The organism is Bacillus sp. RB3, from assembly GCF_030164735.1.
In the GTDB taxonomy this organism is placed as follows: domain Bacteria; phylum Bacillota; class Bacilli; order Bacillales; family Bacillaceae_G; genus Bacillus_A; species Bacillus_A cereus.
This window is the reverse complement of record NZ_JASNGE010000009.1, coordinates 31,709-48,450: the sequence shown is the minus strand read 5'-3', so window position 1 is coordinate 48,450 and position 16,742 is coordinate 31,709. Positions and strand designations below refer to the sequence as shown.

Sequence of the window (16,742 nt, the reverse complement as noted above, 5' to 3'; positions counted from 1 at the left end):
TTAGTGTCATATGTATGAATAATAAAACGTCGTCTCTTCATATTGGAGGCGACGTTTTATTTTATAAAATATCTATGAATTATCTGTAGAAGGCGGCGTATTCTCCAAACGATTATAAGTTTTAAAGGCTGAAATTGCTGAGATAACCCCGCCTACTAAAAATAAAGCGGATCCTCCAACTAAGATGATACGACTGACATATGTTTCCCGTGCTTCTTCGACTTCTTCTTGTAACGCTGTAGGCATATGAATCCCCCCTTTATAAAAGTTGTTTTATAAATAGTATATACAAACGCCTAAAATGTGTTAAAATAACTGATGATTTTATGCAGTGGGTAATTAGATGAGTAGGATGCGAGTGGCTAAGTAAATCTTCATCATAAATTTATGTGAACTTCACATAGAGCACATATTAACATTGTATTATGTATATGTACCAAATAAATAAATAAAGTGAATGTAAGTTCTGTTTTCAAAAATTTAAAATCCTTTTATTTCTATATGAAAGTTTTAATCAAGGGTTTTAAAAAATTTGGAAATAGATCTTATGAATATGGAATTCATATAAAAGGGGAATGTCTTATGACAACATATACGAGTGAAATGAGAAAAACTTTAGTTTCAGAAGAAGATGTAGATATTTTAAAAATTATGGCGCATCCAATCCGACTGCAAATTGTAAATGAATTAAGTACGAGAAAAACTTGTAATGTAACACAATTAACAGAGTTACTGAATATTCCGCAATCTACTGTTTCACAACATTTATCAAAAATGAAGGGTAAAGTGTTACGAGCAGAGAGAAGAGGTTTAGAAATTTATTATCATATTAACAATTTAAAAGCGAGTAAGATTGTTAATGTTTTAGGGTATATAAACTAGTGAAATATTTTTATATAAAATAGCCCCTGCTGTTGAGCAGGGGCTATTTTGTGTTGTTTTATGTATTTGTATTTAAAACTTTATAGTTTTTATGATTTACAATTGTTCGATCAAATTCAAAAGTACCACCGCTTACATTTGTAATTTCAACTAAGACCGATTCAGTATAAAGTTTTAATACAGATCCTGTAATCTTTAAATTATTTCGTTGAAAAAGTATAGTATCCCCTACGTTTGCTTTCATAGTACCTCCTCATTAAAGACAGAAATATTTTTTTATTATATATATTAAACCACGGATAGATATATTAGTGAATATTTAGTTTTATTTATTGGAAAAAAATTTGTGATTTTATAAAAAATAAGGTGGATTGAAGTATAAAAAATTTTTCTATTGTATTTAATCAGTAGTTTTTTGTATTTCATCCTTCGTTTTTTGTAACTGATTCCATGTTTTTGACGCTCTATCTTGTAAGTGCTTACATAAACAAAAACATCTTATACAATGAAGGTGTCAAATCAAAAGAGGTGACCAAAATGAACATAAAAAAAGTAAATTTAGCGAATAGCATTGAAATAGAAAGAGGAGGCGGAAAGGTATGAAAAAATCAACTGTTAATCCATGGCTTGTTGTCCTTGGCACAGTTATAGTACAAATGGGGCTTGGGACGATATATACATGGAGTTTATTCAATCAGCCTTTAGTTAGTAAATATGGTTGGAGTCTTAACGCTGTTGCGATAACTTTCTCAATTACTAGTCTTTCTTTAGCATTTTCAACTTTATTTGCGAGTAAATTGCAAGAAAAATGGGGACTTCGTAAACTTATTATGATAGCTGGATTAGCATTAGGACTAGGATTAATACTTAGTTCACAAGCATCCTCACTAATATTACTTTATGTACTAGCGGGAGTTGTTGTAGGTTATGCAGATGGTACAGCATATATCACTTCACTATCAAATTTAATAAAGTGGTTTCCAGAGCGTAAAGGTTTAATTGCTGGTATTTCTGTCTCTGCATATGGTTCAGGTAGCTTAATCTTTAAATACGTTAACGCACAGTTGATTGAATCAGTTGGTGTATCCCAAGCATTTATATACTGGGGTTTAATTGTTACAGCTATGATTGTAATTGGTGCTTGTTTAATCCATCAAGCTGCAGATCAAGGAGCAGTTCATGAAACAAAAACTGAGGAATACACAACGAAAGAAATGTTAGGCACAAAACAAGTATACTTATTATTTATCATGTTATTTACATCATGTATGAGTGGCTTATACTTAATTGGTATGGTAAAAGACATTGGTGTTCAACTTGTAGGACTTAGCGCAGCAACAGCAGCTAATGCGGTGGCTATGGTTGCAATCTTCAATACATTAGGTCGTATCATTTTAGGACCGTTATCGGATAAAATTGGGCGTTTAAAAATCGTTACTGGTACTTTTGTTGTTATGGCGAGTTCAGTCTTAGTTCTAAGTTTTGTAGATTTAAATTATGGTATTTACTTCGTATGTGTAGCAAGTGTAGCGTTTTGCTTTGGTGGAAATATCACTATTTTCCCAGCTATTGTTGGTGATTTCTTCGGTATGAAAAACCATAGTAAGAACTACGGAATTGTGTATCAAGGATTTGGATTTGGGGCGCTTGCAGGTTCCTTTATCGGTGCACTTCTAGGTGGATTCAAACCAACGTTTATGGTAATAGGTGTATTATGTGTCGTGTCATTCATTATCGCAATTTTAATTCAAGCACCTAAGCAGAAAAAAGAAAAAGAAGAAGAGTATCGCAGCGTAGCATAAGTATATAAATCTTCTATAACAATATGATTACGAAAAAGCATCCTATTCTATTAATTAGGATGCTTTTTTTTTATGAGTTATTTTAACAAGGTTAAATTACTTTTATGATTTTCATAGATGTAAAAGTGAGTGAAATGCCTATTTGGATTATATTGAAATACAATAAATTGATACATCGTATTCAAAATATATATTAAATCTTAAATGACAAAAAAGACATTCATTAGTATTTGTAAGATATATTTTTAGAAAAATATTGAGAAAATATATACTTGAGTTTTTCATAAAGCATTGTAAATGAACGTATCTCTAGTTTAGTTTCTTCAATTTTAAAAAGAGGACTTTGAATTTTATTTATAATATAAGTACTTTTAATGCGTTTACATATGATTTTATTAAGAAGCATTAAAATGGTTTATCTGAAAAATAAAAAAAGATTGACAAGTTTATTGAGAAACATTATCATTTCGGTGTAAGATGGTAAATGAAAAACATTATCAATAAAATGGATTTTAAAGTAATGCGCACTTGACCAATTAGTTTAGTAAGTGTATTATTTTTTACAACACAACTGATAATGAAAATCAATATCATCGGTGTTACTTAATGAAATTAATGTTTATGTGAAAGGATAGAGAAAATGAACTTAGGGGAATTTGATGGGAAAACAGTTTTAGTAACAGGTGCAGCACAAGGCATAGGCAGTGTCGTTGCCAAAATGTTTTTAGAAAGAGGAGCCACAGTTATTGCGGTTGATCAAAATGAAGAGGGGTTAAATGTACTCTTAAATCAAAATGAATTAAACAATACACGTATGAAACGTATGAAAACGTTTCGTTTAGATGTGAGTGATAGCGCCGCTGTTGAAGACATGGTAAATCATATTGCAAATGAAATAGCGCCAATAGATATTTTAATAAATGTTGCAGGTGTTTTACGTATGGGACCAATTCATTCGTTAAGTGATGAAGATTGGAATAAAACATTCTCTGTAAATACTACAGGGGTTTTCAATATGTCCCGAGCGGTAAGTAAAAATATGATGTTAAGAAAATCGGGGGCAATTGTTACAGTCGGTTCAAATGCGGCAAATACGCCAAGAATGGAGATGGCTGCGTATGCTGCGTCAAAGGCCGCAACGACGATGTTTATGAAATGTTTAGGACTAGAGCTTGCGGCATACAATATACGCTGCAACTTAGTTTCTCCAGGTTCTACTGAAACTGAGATGCAAAGATTACTATGGGCTGATGAGAATGGAGCTAAAAATATAATTGCTGGTTCTCAAAATACATATAGACTTGGAATTCCATTACAAAAAATTGCACAACCTTCAGAAGTTGCTGAAGCAGTGTTATTTTTAGCCTCAGATAGAGCAAGTCATATTACAATGCACAATTTATGTGTTGATGGCGGTGCTACGTTAGGAGTTTAATAAAAATTCAGGAGGTTATTATATTATGAATGAACATATAGCTGTAAAGGAATTGTCAGAAAAACTTTTAGAAGATTATAAGACTGAATCTTCATTCTTTTTCGCTTCACCAACTCGAACGATATTAGCAGAAGGAGAGTTTACTACAGTAAAGCATCGTGAAATTGAAAGTTTCCCAGAGCTTGTGCAAGCGACATTAAGTAATGCGAAACAAGCTGGAAATCCAAATCCTATCGTTGTGGGTGCTTTGCCATTTGATCGTAGAAAAGAAGTCCAACTCATCGTACCAGAATATAGCAGAATTTCTGAGCGTTTACAATTGGATACAACAAATCAGCTTGAAACAAATGAGAATGTAACATTTGAAATGACACCAGTGCCAGACCCTGAAGTTTATATGAATGGTGTGAAGCAAGGAATTGAAAAAATACAGGACGGTGATTTAAAGAAAATCGTTCTATCCAGATCGTTAGATGTTAAATCTTCCGAAAAGATTGATAAGCAAAAACTTCTGCGAGAATTAGCAGAGCATAATAAGCATGGTTATACATTTGCTGTAAATTTACCGAAAGATGAAAAAGAGAACAGTAAGACGCTAATTGGAGCAAGCCCTGAATTACTTGTTTCACGTAATGGTATGCAAGTTATTTCTAACCCGTTAGCTGGTTCAAGGCCACGTAGTGAGGACCCAGTAGAAGATAAAAGAAGAGCAGAGGAATTACTTTCTTCGCCAAAAGATTTACATGAACATGCGGTAGTAGTTGAAGCGGTTGCCGCTGCACTTCGTCCGTATTGTCATACATTACATGTTCCAGAAAAGCCATCAGTTATTCATAGTGAAGCGATGTGGCATTTGTCTACAGAAGTGAAAGGTGAACTTAAGGATCCAAATACTTCTTCTTTACAATTAGCAATTGCCCTTCATCCTACGCCAGCAGTTTGCGGAACTCCGATGGAAAAAGCAAGAGAAGCTATACAGCATATTGAGCCATTTGACCGCGAGTTCTTTACAGGAATGCTAGGATGGAGCGATTTAAATGGAGATGGAGAATGGATTGTTACAATTCGTTGTGCTGAAGTACAAGAAAATACACTTCGTTTATATGCAGGAGCTGGAGTTGTTGCTGAGTCAAAACCAGAAGATGAGTTAGCAGAAACATCAGCTAAGTTCCAAACAATGCTAAAAGCTTTAGGGTTAAGAGATAGTTCACTTAATGAAAAATAGGGGGAAGAAAGAATGCTAGTAGGTTATACAGAATGGCCAAAAGAATTTGCCGATCGTTACCGAGAAGCAGGATGTTGGCTTGGTGAAACATTTGGAGGAGTGTTAAGAGAGCGGGTTGAGAAATATGGAGATCGAATCGCGGTTGTAAGTGGTAAGAAGCATATAACATATAGTGAACTTAATAAAAAGGTAGATCGTTTAGCAGCAGGTTTACTGAATTTAGGAATAAAGAAAGAGGACAGAGTTGTAATCCAGTTACCTAACATTATCGAGTTTTTCGAAATATGTTTTGCACTATTTCGAATTGGAGCGCTTCCTGTCTTTGCACTACCTTCACATCGAAGCAGTGAAATTAGTTATTTTTGTGAGTTTGGCGAGGCGAGCGCTTACGTTATTTCAGATAAGGCTCTCGGTTTTGATTATCGAAAATTAGCAAGAGAAGTGAAAGAGAAAGTGCCAACTTTACAACATGTAATTGTAGTGGGAGAAGAAGAAGAGTTTGTGAACATAAATGATCTGTATATGGATCCCGTCTCATTACCAGAAGTTCAGCCAAGTGATGTTGCATTTCTCCAATTATCAGGAGGCACAACAGGTCTTTCTAAATTAATTCCTAGAACACATGATGACTATATTTATAGTTTACGTGTTAGCGCTGAAATTTGTAATTTGAATGCAGAAAGCGTCTATATGGCAGTTCTTCCAGTAGCACACAATTACCCAATGAGTTCTCCAGGGACATTTGGAACTTTCTATGCGGGTGGAAAAGTGGTATTGGCAACTGGTGGTAGTCCAGATGAGGCCTTTGCTCTTATCGAAAAAGAAAAAGTTACAATTACAGCGCTCGTTCCGCCATTAGCAATGATTTGGCTTGATGCTGCATCTTCTCGTAATGCCGATTTATCAAGCCTAGAGGTTATTCAAGTAGGTGGTGCTAAGTTTAGCGCTGAGGTTGCAAAACGTATACGTCCTACATTTGGATGTACGTTACAGCAAGTGTTCGGTATGGCGGAAGGATTAGTGAACTATACAAGATTAGATGATCCGGAAGAATTTATTATTTATACACAAGGTAGACCAATGTCTGCACTCGATGAAGTACGAGTTGTTGATGAAAATGACAACGATGTACAACCTGGCGAAGTAGGTAGTTTATTAACAAGAGGTCCATATACAATTCGTGGTTACTATAAAGCCGAAGAGCATAATGCACGATCATTTACAAAGGATGGATTTTATCGCACAGGTGATCTTGTAAAAGTAAATGAACAAGGATACATCATTGTAGAAGGAAGAGATAAAGATCAAATTAACCGCGGTGGTGAGAAAGTTGCTGCGGAAGAAGTTGAAAATCATCTATTAGCACACGATGCGGTCCATGACGTAGCAATTGTATCTATGCCTGACGATTATTTAGGTGAACGCACCTGTGCTTTTGTTATAGCTCGCGGACAAGTTCCAGCAGTAAGTGAATTAAAAATGTTTTTAAGAGAACGTGGTATAGCGGCTTATAAAATTCCAGATCGAATTGAATTTATTGAAGCATTCCCGCAAACAGGAGTCGGAAAAGTCAGCAAAAAAGAACTACGTAAAGTCATTGCTGAAAAGCTTATTACAGTAAAACAATAATAAAAACCGGAAGGAAGTGATTAGATGGCTATCCCATCTATTTCAGTATATAAAATGCCAATTGAATCAGAACTACCAAAAAATAAAGTGAATTGGACACCAGATCCGAAACGTGCAGTACTTTTAATTCATGACATGCAAGAATATTTTCTTGATGCATATAGCGATAAAGAATCACCAAAAGTAGAACTTATTTCAAATATAAAAATGATAAGAGAAAAATGTAAGGAACTTGGTATACCAGTTGTTTATACAGCACAACCTGGTGGGCAAACGTTAGAACAACGAGGTTTATTACAAGACTTTTGGGGTGACGGTATACCTGCTGGACCAGATAAAAAGAAAATTGTTGATGAACTTACTCCTGATGAGGATGATATATTCCTCACAAAATGGAGATATAGTGCATTTAAAAAGACAAATCTATTAGAAATTTTAAATGAACAAGGAAAAGATCAACTCATTATTTGCGGTATTTATGCGCATATTGGCTGTCTTTTAACAGCTTGTGAAGCATTTATGGATGGTATAGAGCCGTTCTTTGTAGCAGATGCAGTTGCTGATTTTTCACTAGAGCATCATAAACAAGCATTGGAGTATGCATCTAATAGATGTGCAGTAACGACATCAACAAACCTACTGCTAAACGATTTACAAAGTGTAAAAGATGATGAGAGTGAAGGAATCACTATACAGGAAGTGCATGAACTAGTTGCACAACTACTTCGTGAGCCAGTAGAGAGTATTGATATTGATGAGGACTTATTAAATAGAGGGCTTGATTCGGTCAGAATTATGAGTTTAGTAGAGAAGTGGCGTCGTGAAGGGAAAGAAATCACTTTTGCACATTTAGCAGAACGTCCAACTGTTGCAGGTTGGTACAGTTTACTATCTTCACAAACAGCACAGGTGCTGTAACAAATAGACTACATAATAAAGGGGTAGTAAAGAATGCCTAACAGTCAAAAGATTCGTCATTCGTTATCATCTGCGCAGTCTGGTATGTGGTTTGCGCAACAATTAGATCCGCTTAATCCGATATATAATACTGGGGAATATGTAGAAATAAACGGGAATATTCATCAAGACATTTTTGAATTAGCTGTACGTAAAGTTGTAATGGAAGCAGAAGCACTTCACGTTCGCTTCGAAGAGGATGAAATTGGCCCATGGCAAGTTATTGAAGAATCACAGTTTCATATGCATTTTATTGACGTTCGGAAAGAAGAAAACCCTGAAGAAGCTGCTAAAGTATGGATGAAAAATGATTTATCTATGCCAGTCGATTTGAAAAAAGATACTTTATTTACTGAAGCACTTATTCAAGTTGAAAATAATCGTTTCTTTTGGTATCAGCGCATCCATCACATTGTGATGGATGGCTATGGATTTTCACTTCTTAGCCAAAAAGTGGCGAATGAGTATACATCACTTATAGAAGAAACAAACAAGAATGAAAAGCCGTTTGGTTCTCTTACAAAAGTCGTGCAAGAAGATATTGAGTATCGTGAGTCTAAAAAATTTCAGGAAGATCGTACTTTTTGGTTAGAAAAATTTGCGGATGAACCAGAAGTTGTAAGCTTGGCAGAGCGAGCACCGAGAACATCAAATGGATTTTCACGAGAAACAGCTTATTTATCTAGTTCTAGCACGAAAACTTTATTAGAAGATATCAATATTTCGTTAACAAGTTGGCCGGAATTCATTGTCGCTGTAACAAGTATTTATATGCATAAGTTAACAGGTGCAAATGATATTGTTTTAGGTTTACCGATGATGGGACGTCTAGGTTCGGTATCTATTCATACACCAAGTATGGTAATGAATTTAGTGCCACTTCGTATTACAGTAACTCCAAATATAACTCTTGCGGAATTATTGCAGCAAGTTTCTAAAGAAATCCGAGATGTACGTCGCCATTATAAATACCGTCATGAGGAATTAAGAAGAGACTTAAAGTTACTAGGTGAAAATCAAAGGTTGTTTGGACCGTTAGTGAATGTTATGCCTTTTGATTACGGGCTAAATTTTGCTGGAAATCGTGGTATTACGCATAATTTATCAGCAGGACCTGTCGATGATTTATCAATAAATGTATATAAACGTTTTGATCAAAATGAGCTAATGATTCATTTTGATGCAAATCCTGAAGTATATAATGGCGCGGAGCTAGCATTGCATAAAGAAAGATTTATGAGTCTATTTGAATTAGTAGTAAATAATTATGAGAAAAACGAGTCGATTGGAAAAATAAACATTACTCTGCCTGAAGAAAATCATAAAGTTTTATTGGAATGGAATGAAACGAAGGAAGACGATGAGTTAATCAGTCTGTCTATATCATTTGAAAAACAAGTGCAAAAAAATCCCAATAAACTAGCCATTACTTGTGACGGTGTAAACCTTACGTATAAAGAGCTAAATGAACGAGCGAATGAACTAGCACATTATTTAGTAGAAGAAGGAATACGACCAAACCAGTTTGTAGCTTTAGTATTCCCTAGATCAATAGAAATGGTAGTTAGTATGCTAGCAGTCTTAAAGGCTGGTGCAGCGTATTTACCAATAGATCCAGAATACCCAGCAGAAAGAATTAATTATATAGTAAATGATGCAAAACCAGTTTGTATCATAACACATTCATCTGTTTCATCTAAGTTAGTTATAGAAAATGATATGAAAAAAATTGTATTAGATGAAGAAGAAACGAAACTAGCGTTACATACATATTCTCGTATGAATATAGCATGTAAGAATGATGTATCACTTTTAAACCCAGCCTATACAATATATACTTCAGGCTCAACAGGAAACCCAAAAGGTGTAATTATTCCTATGAGAGGTTTAAGTAACTTTTTAATGGCTATGCAACAAAAGTTTTCATTAAATGAAAATGATCATTTATTAGCAGTTACAACGTTTGCGTTTGATATTTCTGCTCTAGAAATTTATTTACCTCTTATTAGTGGTGCAAGTTTAACAATTGCGCAAAAAGAAGACATACAAGAGCCATCGGCATTAACGACACTTTTACAAGAAGAAAGAGTGACCATTATGCAGGCTACACCGACGCTTTGGCAGGCGTTAGTAATTGATTATCCAGAGAAGCTACAAGGGCTAAATATACTTGTTGGTGGTGAAGCTCTTCCAGCGCATTTAGCAAATAAATTAAAAGAATTAGGTTGCTCAATAACTAATTTATATGGACCAACTGAAACGACGATTTGGTCTACTTTCATGAACATTGATGAAGGTGAAAAGGGTATACCTCCTATTGGAAAGCCAATTTCCAATACAGAAGTGTATGTATTGGATGCAGGGTTACAACCAGTTCCACCTGAAGTTATTGGGGAATTATATATTGCAGGGGAGGGACTTGCAAGCGGATATTTAGGAAAACCTGAGTTAACAGCTGAACGGTTTGTTGCAAATCCTTATGGAGAATCAGGGAAGCGCATGTACCGTACAGGAGATCTTGTGAAATGGCGTAGTGATGGTGCGTTAGAGTACATTAGTCGCGCAGATCATCAAATTAAAATTCGTGGATTCCGAATTGAATTAGCTGAAATTGAAACGGTATTACAACGACATGAAAATATTCAACAAGCGGTAGTAATGGTACGAGAAGATCGTCCAAATGATAAACGCATCATTGCGTATATCGTTGCAGAAGAAAAGGAACTGATTAATCTTTCAGAAATTCGTTCTTATGTTTCAGAAAGTTTAGCGAATTATATGATACCATCGGCATTTGTTGTGCTAGAAGAATTACCATTAACGCCAAATGGTAAGGTTGACAGAAAGAAATTACCTGCTCCTGATTTTAATGGAATGAACAACGAGAGAGTTGCTAGAAATCCGAAAGAAGAAATATTATGTGATTTATTTGCAGAAGTACTTGGTGTTTCTCGAATTAGCATTGATGATAATTTCTTTGAAATGGGTGGACATTCACTTCTCGCATCTCGTTTAATGGCAAGAATTCGTGAAACGTTAAGTGTGGAATTAGGAATTGGGAAACTATTTGAATCACCAACTGTTGCCGAACTGGCGAAACAATTAAACCATGCAAAAAGCGCAAGACCAGCTATTCAGAAAGCAAGTAGGCCAAATGAAGTTCCACTTTCATTTGCACAGCGCAGGTTATGGTTCTTAAATTGTTTAGAAGGTCCAAGTCCTACTTATAATATTCCGCTAGTCATTCGTATGAATGGAATATTGAATCGGGAAGCATTACAAGGTGCTTTTTATGATGTAGTTGAGAAACATGAAACACTTAGAACAATTTTCCCTAACGTATTAGGTAGTTCCTATCAGAAAATTTTAGATATGGAAAACTTAAATCTAGAAATGGTTATAACTAATACATGTAAAGATGAATTAGAAAGTGTACTTTCAGAGGCGGTAAGATATAGCTTTAACCTCGATTTTGAGCCGGCAGTTCGTTTGCAACTTTTTACAGTGAGTGAAAACGAACATGTATTATTAATTTTATTACATCATATTGTAGGTGATGGCTGGTCATTACAGCCGTTAACGAGAGACTTTACAGTGGCGTATAAAGCGCGATGTCAAGGTGACAGAATTCAGCTGGAGTCACTTCCCGTTCAATACGCAGATTATGCACTTTGGCAACAGCAATTGCTAGGTGATGAAACGACACCAGAGAGTCTTATTTCAACACAATTAGATTTTTGGAAAGAAGAACTTAAAGGTTTACCAGACCAAATGGAGTTACCTACAGATTTCCAGCGTCCAATTGAGACGAGTTACCGCGGGGAAACAATTCATTTTCATATAGATGAAGGTATGCATAGTAGGTTAGTAGAGCTTGCACGTGAAAATGGAGCTAGTTTGTTTATGGTATTGCAAGCAGGGCTTAGTGCACTATTTACAAGATTAGGTGCAGGCACTGATATACCAATTGGAAGTCCGATTGCTGGAAGAAATGATGATGTACTTTCAGATATTGTTGGTTTATTTGTAAATACATTAGTGTTACGTACAAATACGTCAGGAGATCCAAGTTTTAAAGAATTATTAAATAGAGTGAAGCAGGTAAATCTTGCAGCTTATGAAAATCAAGATGTTCCATTTGAAAGGCTTGTTGAAGTGTTAAATCCAGTACGTACTCGAAACAGCCACCCGTTGTTTCAAGTTATGTTAGCTTTTCAAAATACACCAGAAGCAACGTTTCATGTACCAGGTTTAGAAGCGAGCCTTGAAATTCAAAGCGTCGGTTCTGCAAAATTTGATTTAACATTTGAAATTAGTGAGAGTAACGGGGTTGATGGTACTCCGAACGGTTTACATGGATTACTAGAGTTTAGTACCGATTTATATAAACGTGAAACGGTTCAAAAACTAATAGAACGATTCATTTTGTTATTAGATGATGCAGCTACAAATCCGGATCAATCAATTGGCAGATTAGAAATATTAACTGTAGCAGAGAAAAATACAGTGTTAGAAAAGTGGAATGGTGGTTTTCAAATTGCACCAGAAATGACATTGCCACAATTGTTTGAAAAGCAGGTTCATATAAATCCAAATTCTATTGCTGTTGTCTTTGAAGATAAGAAATTAACTTATGAAGAGTTAAATAGAAAAGCAAATAAAATAGCTCGATTCCTAATAGCAAAAGGGATTGGTCCTGATCAACTCGTTGCTTTAGCGATGCCAAGATCATTAAACATGGTTGTAAGCTTATTAGCTGTTCTTAAAGCTGGTGCTGGATACCTTCCGTTAGATCCAGATTACCCAGCAGACCGTATTTCATTTATGCTACACGATGCGAAACCAACATGTGTTTTAACGAATTCAGAAGTGGAAATTGAATGTGATGAGGCACTAAAAGTTTTAGTTGATGATGTAAAAGTAATAGCAGAAGTTGAGAAATATAGTGGAGAAAATATTGATGAAGTGGAACGCATTAAGCCATTATCTCCATCACATATTGCTTACGTTATTTATACGTCAGGCTCAACGGGTAGACCGAAAGGCGTTATGATACCTCATCAAAATGTAGTAAGACTTTTAGGAGCAACTGATCATTGGTTCCAGTTTGACGGAAACGATGTTTGGACGATGTTCCATTCATACGCTTTTGATTTCTCGGTTTGGGAAATTTGGGGACCTTTATTATACGGAGGGCGTTTAGTTGTAGTGCCACATACTGTAAGTCGCTCACCGAAAGAATTTTTACAGCTTCTTGTTAAAGAAAAGGTTACGGTTTTAAACCAAACTCCATCAGCGTTCTATCAATTGATGCAAGCAGATCGTGAAAATGAAGAGATTGGCCAAAAATTATCTTTACGATATGTTGTTTTTGGAGGAGAAGCACTTGAGCTAAGTCGCTTAGAAGATTGGTATAGTCGACATCCTCATAACGCACCAAAGCTTATTAATATGTACGGTATTACGGAGACGACAGTACATGTTAGTTATATTGAATTAGATGAAACTATCGTCTCTTTACGAGCAAATAGTTTAATTGGGTGCAGTATACCTGACCTTAAAGTGTATGTGTTAGACAACTATTTACAACCAGTGCCACCTGGAGTAGTTGGAGAAATGTATGTTGCAGGTGCAGGGCTTGCGCGTGGATATTTAGGAAGAGCAGGATTAACGGCTGAACGCTTTATCGCAGATCCATTTGGAAAGCCAGGTACAAGAATGTATCGTACAGGAGACTTAGCTCGCTGGCGTAAAGATGGGACGCTAGATTATATAGGACGTGCAGATCATCAAATAAAAATTCGTGGATTCCGAATTGAATTAGGAGAAATAGAAGCAGTCATAATGAAGCACCCTAAAGTTGAGCAAGTAGCCGTTATTGTACGGGAAGATCAACCAGGGGATAAACGGTTAGTTTCCTATATCGTTGCATCAAATAATGAAGCGATTGATACGAATGAAATGCGTCAGTTTGCTAGTGGTAGTTTACCAGATTATATGGTTCCATACGCTTTTGTAGTAGTAAATGAGTTACCTTTAACTCCAAACGGTAAATTAGATAGAAAGGCATTGCCAGCTCCAGAATTTATCGCATCATCTTCTAGTCGTGGTCCAAGAACACCGCAAGAAGAAATGTTATGTGACTTGTTTACAGAAGTGCTAAGTGTACCTCAAATTGGAATTGATGACGGATTCTTTGATCTTGGTGGCCATTCACTCCTTGCAGTGCAGCTTATGAGCCGCATGAAAGAGGCGCTTGGAGTGGAACTAAATATTGGCACTTTATTTGCAGCACCGACTGTTGCAGGGTTAGCTGAAAGACTTGAGATGGGGAATGGTCAAAGTGCACTTGATGTGTTGCTTCCATTACGAGCAAGCGGGGATCAATTACCACTATTTTGTGTACATCCAGCAGGTGGATTAAGTTGGTGCTATGCAGGACTTATGAAATCTTTAGGAACAGATTATCCAATCTATGGTGTACAAGCACGTGGTATCGCTAAAAATGAAGAACTTCCAAAAAGTTTAGAGGAGATGGCGGCGGATTACTTGAAACACGTTCGTGAAGTACAGCCTCATGGACCATATCGTTTATTAGGTTGGTCGCTTGGAGGAAATGTTGTGCATGCAATGGCAGCGCAATTACAAAATGAAGGGGAAGAAGTAGAATTACTCGTTATGCTTGATTCTTATCCTGGACACTTCTTACCGAATACGGAAGCGCCTACTGAAGAGGAAGCGTTAATCGCATTACTTGCTTTAGGCGGATATGACCCAGATAACATGGATGGTAAACCACTTACAATGGAAAGTGCAGTTGAAATCCTTCGTAAAGATGGAAGTGCATTAGCAAGTCTTGAAGAAGAGACTATATTGAACTTGAAAGAAACATATGTAAATTCAGTAGGGTTGTTAGGGAAATATGTACCGAAAGTTTATAACGGAGATATCTTATTCTTTAGATCTACTGTTATACCAGACTGGTTTGATCCTATTTCTCCAAATACGTGGCTAAATTATTTAGATGGGCAAATTGTGCAGCACGATATTGATTGTAGACATAAAGATCTATGTCAGCCAGGTCCACTTACGGAAATTGGACAAGTATTAGCGAAATATTTGCAGAATAAGAAAGGGGTAAGTAGAGTATGACGAATCCATTTGAAAATGATAATTACACATATAAAGTATTAATAAATGAGGAGGGCCAGTATTCTCTCTGGCCTGCTTTTCTCGATGTACCTATTGGCTGGAATGTCGTATATGAAGAAGCTAGTAGGCAGAGTTGCTTAGAATATGTTGAATATAACTGGAAAGATTTGAATCCACAAGGTAATCAAGTTCGCGAAAAAACATTAGTAGGAAAACGATAATGAAAGAAAAACTAAATCCAAAAGTAGTTGTAAGTATCGTTTATATAACTGCGATGTTTATGGCTGCGATGGACGCAACGATTGTAAATGTAGCACTGCAAACGATAAGTAGAGAACTACAAGTACCTCCATCTGCAATGGGGACGGTGAATGTTGGATATTTAGTTAGTTTAGCTGTTTTCCTTCCGATTTCTGGTTGGTTAGGAGATCGTTTTGGTACGAAAAGAGTATTTTTAATTGCTCTTTTCGTATTTACAATTGCATCTGCTTTATGCGGAATGGCTAACGATATTACTTCATTGAATATTTTCCGTATTATTCAAGGTGCTGGCGGAGGGCTTTTAACACCGGTTGGAATGGCGATGTTATTTCGAACATTTTCACCCGAGGAAAGACCGAAGATTTCCCGGTTCATTATACTTCCAATTGCTGTAGCACCAGCAATTGGTCCTATCATCGGTGGTTTCTTTGTAGATCAAATGTCTTGGCGTTGGGCATTTTATATTAATCTACCGTTTGGAATCGTTGCATTGCTATTTGGACTTCTATTTTTAGCAGAACATGTTGAAAAATCAGCTGGTCGCTTTGATTCGCGCGGCTTTATTTTATCAGCACCAGGATTTGCGATGCTCATATATGCACTCAGCCAGGGACCATCAAAAGGGTGGATTTCTCCAGAAATTATGAGTACTGGGATAGCTGGGGTTGTATTCATTACATTGTTTATAATTGTAGAACTGAAAGTAAAGCAACCGATGTTAGATTTACGCTTATTAAAAGAACCAGTCTTTAGAAAGATGAGCATTATATCATTATTTTCATCAGCTGGTTTATTAGGAATGTTATTTGTTTTTCCTCTTATGTATCAAAATGTGATAGGAGTTTCTGCACTGGAATCAGGACTTACGACATTTCCAGAGGCGATTGGATTAATGATTTCTTCACAAATTGTACCATGGTCATATAAGAAATTAGGAGCTCGAAAGGTAATTTCTATTGGATTAATATGTACGGCGGTTATATTTGTTTTATTGAGTTTTGTAAATCACGATACGAATCCGTGGCAAATCCGGGCATTATTGTTTGGTATCGGTATTTTCTTAGGTCAATCTGTCGGTGCGGTTCAATTTTCTGCCTTTAACAATATCACGCCGCCTTCTATGGGGAGAGCGACTACTATATTCAATGTGCAAAATCGACTAGGTTCAGCAATAGGAGTAGCGGTTTTAGCTAGTATACTAGCTGGTTTTGGAGGTAATAACGTTCAATCCGATTTTTTACCATATCAAGCAGCATTAATTGGGTCAGCAATATTTTTGCTCATAGCACTACTATTTTCTTTACGTATTTCCGATAAAGAGGTAATGTCAAAGAAGAAAGAAAAAACATTATCTGTATCAGAAAAAGAGAAAGTACTTGTCAATGAATAACAATATACG

11 protein-coding genes are annotated in these 16,742 nt (G+C 36.0%); 9 read left to right on the top strand and 2 right to left on the bottom strand.

Going from position 1 to position 16,742, the window contains the following annotated elements; genetic code table 11:
- Positions 1 to 72 precede the first annotated feature (72 nt).
- On the bottom strand, positions 73 to 246 hold the full coding sequence (locus QO049_RS13805; RefSeq protein ID WP_001141667.1) for a hypothetical protein: 174 nt from the start codon (positions 244 to 246) through the stop codon (positions 73 to 75).
- A gap of 336 nt (positions 247 to 582) precedes the next feature.
- On the opposite strand from QO049_RS13805, the gene QO049_RS13800 reads away from it, so the two are divergent.
- Entirely contained in the window at positions 583 to 882 is a 300-nt protein-coding gene (locus QO049_RS13800; protein ID WP_000214801.1) for an ArsR/SmtB family transcription factor, read from the top strand.
- Positions 883 to 940: 58 nt separating this feature from the next.
- Here QO049_RS13800 and QO049_RS13795 read toward each other — a convergent pair whose 3' ends face one another.
- The gene (locus tag QO049_RS13795; RefSeq protein ID WP_000646793.1) at positions 941 to 1,126 is read right to left on the bottom strand and encodes a YkvS family protein; all 186 of its coding nucleotides are present in this window, start codon (positions 1,124 to 1,126) and stop codon (positions 941 to 943) included.
- Between the two features lie 355 nt (positions 1,127 to 1,481).
- Between QO049_RS13795 and QO049_RS13790 the strand changes: the two genes are divergently transcribed.
- The 8 genes from QO049_RS13790 (at position 1,482) to QO049_RS13755 (ending at position 16,733) form a co-directional block, all read left to right on the top strand.
- Positions 1,482 to 2,684, top strand: a complete 1,203-nt coding sequence (locus QO049_RS13790; protein WP_000750126.1) for an L-lactate MFS transporter — start codon at positions 1,482 to 1,484, stop codon at positions 2,682 to 2,684.
- Between the two features lie 640 nt (positions 2,685 to 3,324).
- Complete coding sequence (dhbA, locus tag QO049_RS13785; RefSeq protein WP_098020703.1) at positions 3,325 to 4,119, top strand: 2,3-dihydro-2,3-dihydroxybenzoate dehydrogenase; 795 nt, start codon at positions 3,325 to 3,327, stop codon at positions 4,117 to 4,119.
- A 25-nt stretch (positions 4,120 to 4,144) separates the two neighbouring features.
- Entirely contained in the window at positions 4,145 to 5,344 is a 1,200-nt protein-coding gene (gene dhbC, locus QO049_RS13780; protein ID WP_001002075.1) for an isochorismate synthase DhbC, read from the top strand.
- Positions 5,345 to 5,356: 12 nt separating this feature from the next.
- Positions 5,357 to 6,973, top strand: coding sequence for a (2,3-dihydroxybenzoyl)adenylate synthase (locus tag QO049_RS13775; protein ID WP_246962659.1), 1,617 nt, complete (start codon positions 5,357 to 5,359; stop codon positions 6,971 to 6,973).
- Positions 6,974 to 6,997: 24 nt separating this feature from the next.
- Positions 6,998 to 7,891 (top strand): isochorismatase family protein, encoded by an 894-nt coding sequence (locus tag QO049_RS13770; RefSeq protein WP_001007253.1) that lies wholly within the window; start codon positions 6,998 to 7,000, stop codon positions 7,889 to 7,891.
- A gap of 33 nt (positions 7,892 to 7,924) precedes the next feature.
- The gene (locus QO049_RS13765; protein WP_284489300.1) at positions 7,925 to 15,082 is read left to right on the top strand and encodes an amino acid adenylation domain-containing protein; all 7,158 of its coding nucleotides are present in this window, start codon (positions 7,925 to 7,927) and stop codon (positions 15,080 to 15,082) included.
- The gene (locus tag QO049_RS13760; protein WP_000184059.1) at positions 15,079 to 15,303 is read left to right on the top strand and encodes an MbtH family protein; all 225 of its coding nucleotides are present in this window, start codon (positions 15,079 to 15,081) and stop codon (positions 15,301 to 15,303) included. The genes QO049_RS13765 and QO049_RS13760 overlap by 4 nt, the downstream gene beginning before the upstream one ends.
- Positions 15,303 to 16,733: an MDR family MFS transporter gene (locus tag QO049_RS13755; protein WP_144502058.1), complete on the top strand. Its 1,431-nt coding sequence runs from the start codon at positions 15,303 to 15,305 to the stop codon at positions 16,731 to 16,733. Before QO049_RS13760 ends, QO049_RS13755 begins: the two co-directional genes overlap by 1 nt.
- The last annotated feature ends 9 nt before the right edge of the window (positions 16,734 to 16,742 follow it).

Coding starts and splice junctions, on each gene's coding strand:
- QO049_RS13765 (WP_284489300.1), top strand. CDS start 7,925: ATGCCTAACAGTCAAAAGATTCGTCATTCGTTATCATCTGCGCAGTCT.
- dhbA (WP_098020703.1), top strand. CDS start 3,325: ATGAACTTAGGGGAATTTGATGGGAAAACAGTTTTAGTAACAGGTGCA.
- QO049_RS13790 (WP_000750126.1), top strand. CDS start 1,482: ATGAAAAAATCAACTGTTAATCCATGGCTTGTTGTCCTTGGCACAGTT.
- QO049_RS13800 (WP_000214801.1), top strand. CDS start 583: ATGACAACATATACGAGTGAAATGAGAAAAACTTTAGTTTCAGAAGAA.
- QO049_RS13805 (WP_001141667.1), bottom strand. CDS start 246: ATGCCTACAGCGTTACAAGAAGAAGTCGAAGAAGCACGGGAAACATAT.
- QO049_RS13795 (WP_000646793.1), bottom strand. CDS start 1,126: ATGAAAGCAAACGTAGGGGATACTATACTTTTTCAACGAAATAATTTA.
- QO049_RS13775 (WP_246962659.1), top strand. CDS start 5,357: ATGCTAGTAGGTTATACAGAATGGCCAAAAGAATTTGCCGATCGTTAC.
- QO049_RS13770 (WP_001007253.1), top strand. CDS start 6,998: ATGGCTATCCCATCTATTTCAGTATATAAAATGCCAATTGAATCAGAA.
- dhbC (WP_001002075.1), top strand. CDS start 4,145: ATGAATGAACATATAGCTGTAAAGGAATTGTCAGAAAAACTTTTAGAA.
- QO049_RS13760 (WP_000184059.1), top strand. CDS start 15,079: ATGACGAATCCATTTGAAAATGATAATTACACATATAAAGTATTAATA.
- QO049_RS13755 (WP_144502058.1), top strand. CDS start 15,303: ATGAAAGAAAAACTAAATCCAAAAGTAGTTGTAAGTATCGTTTATATA.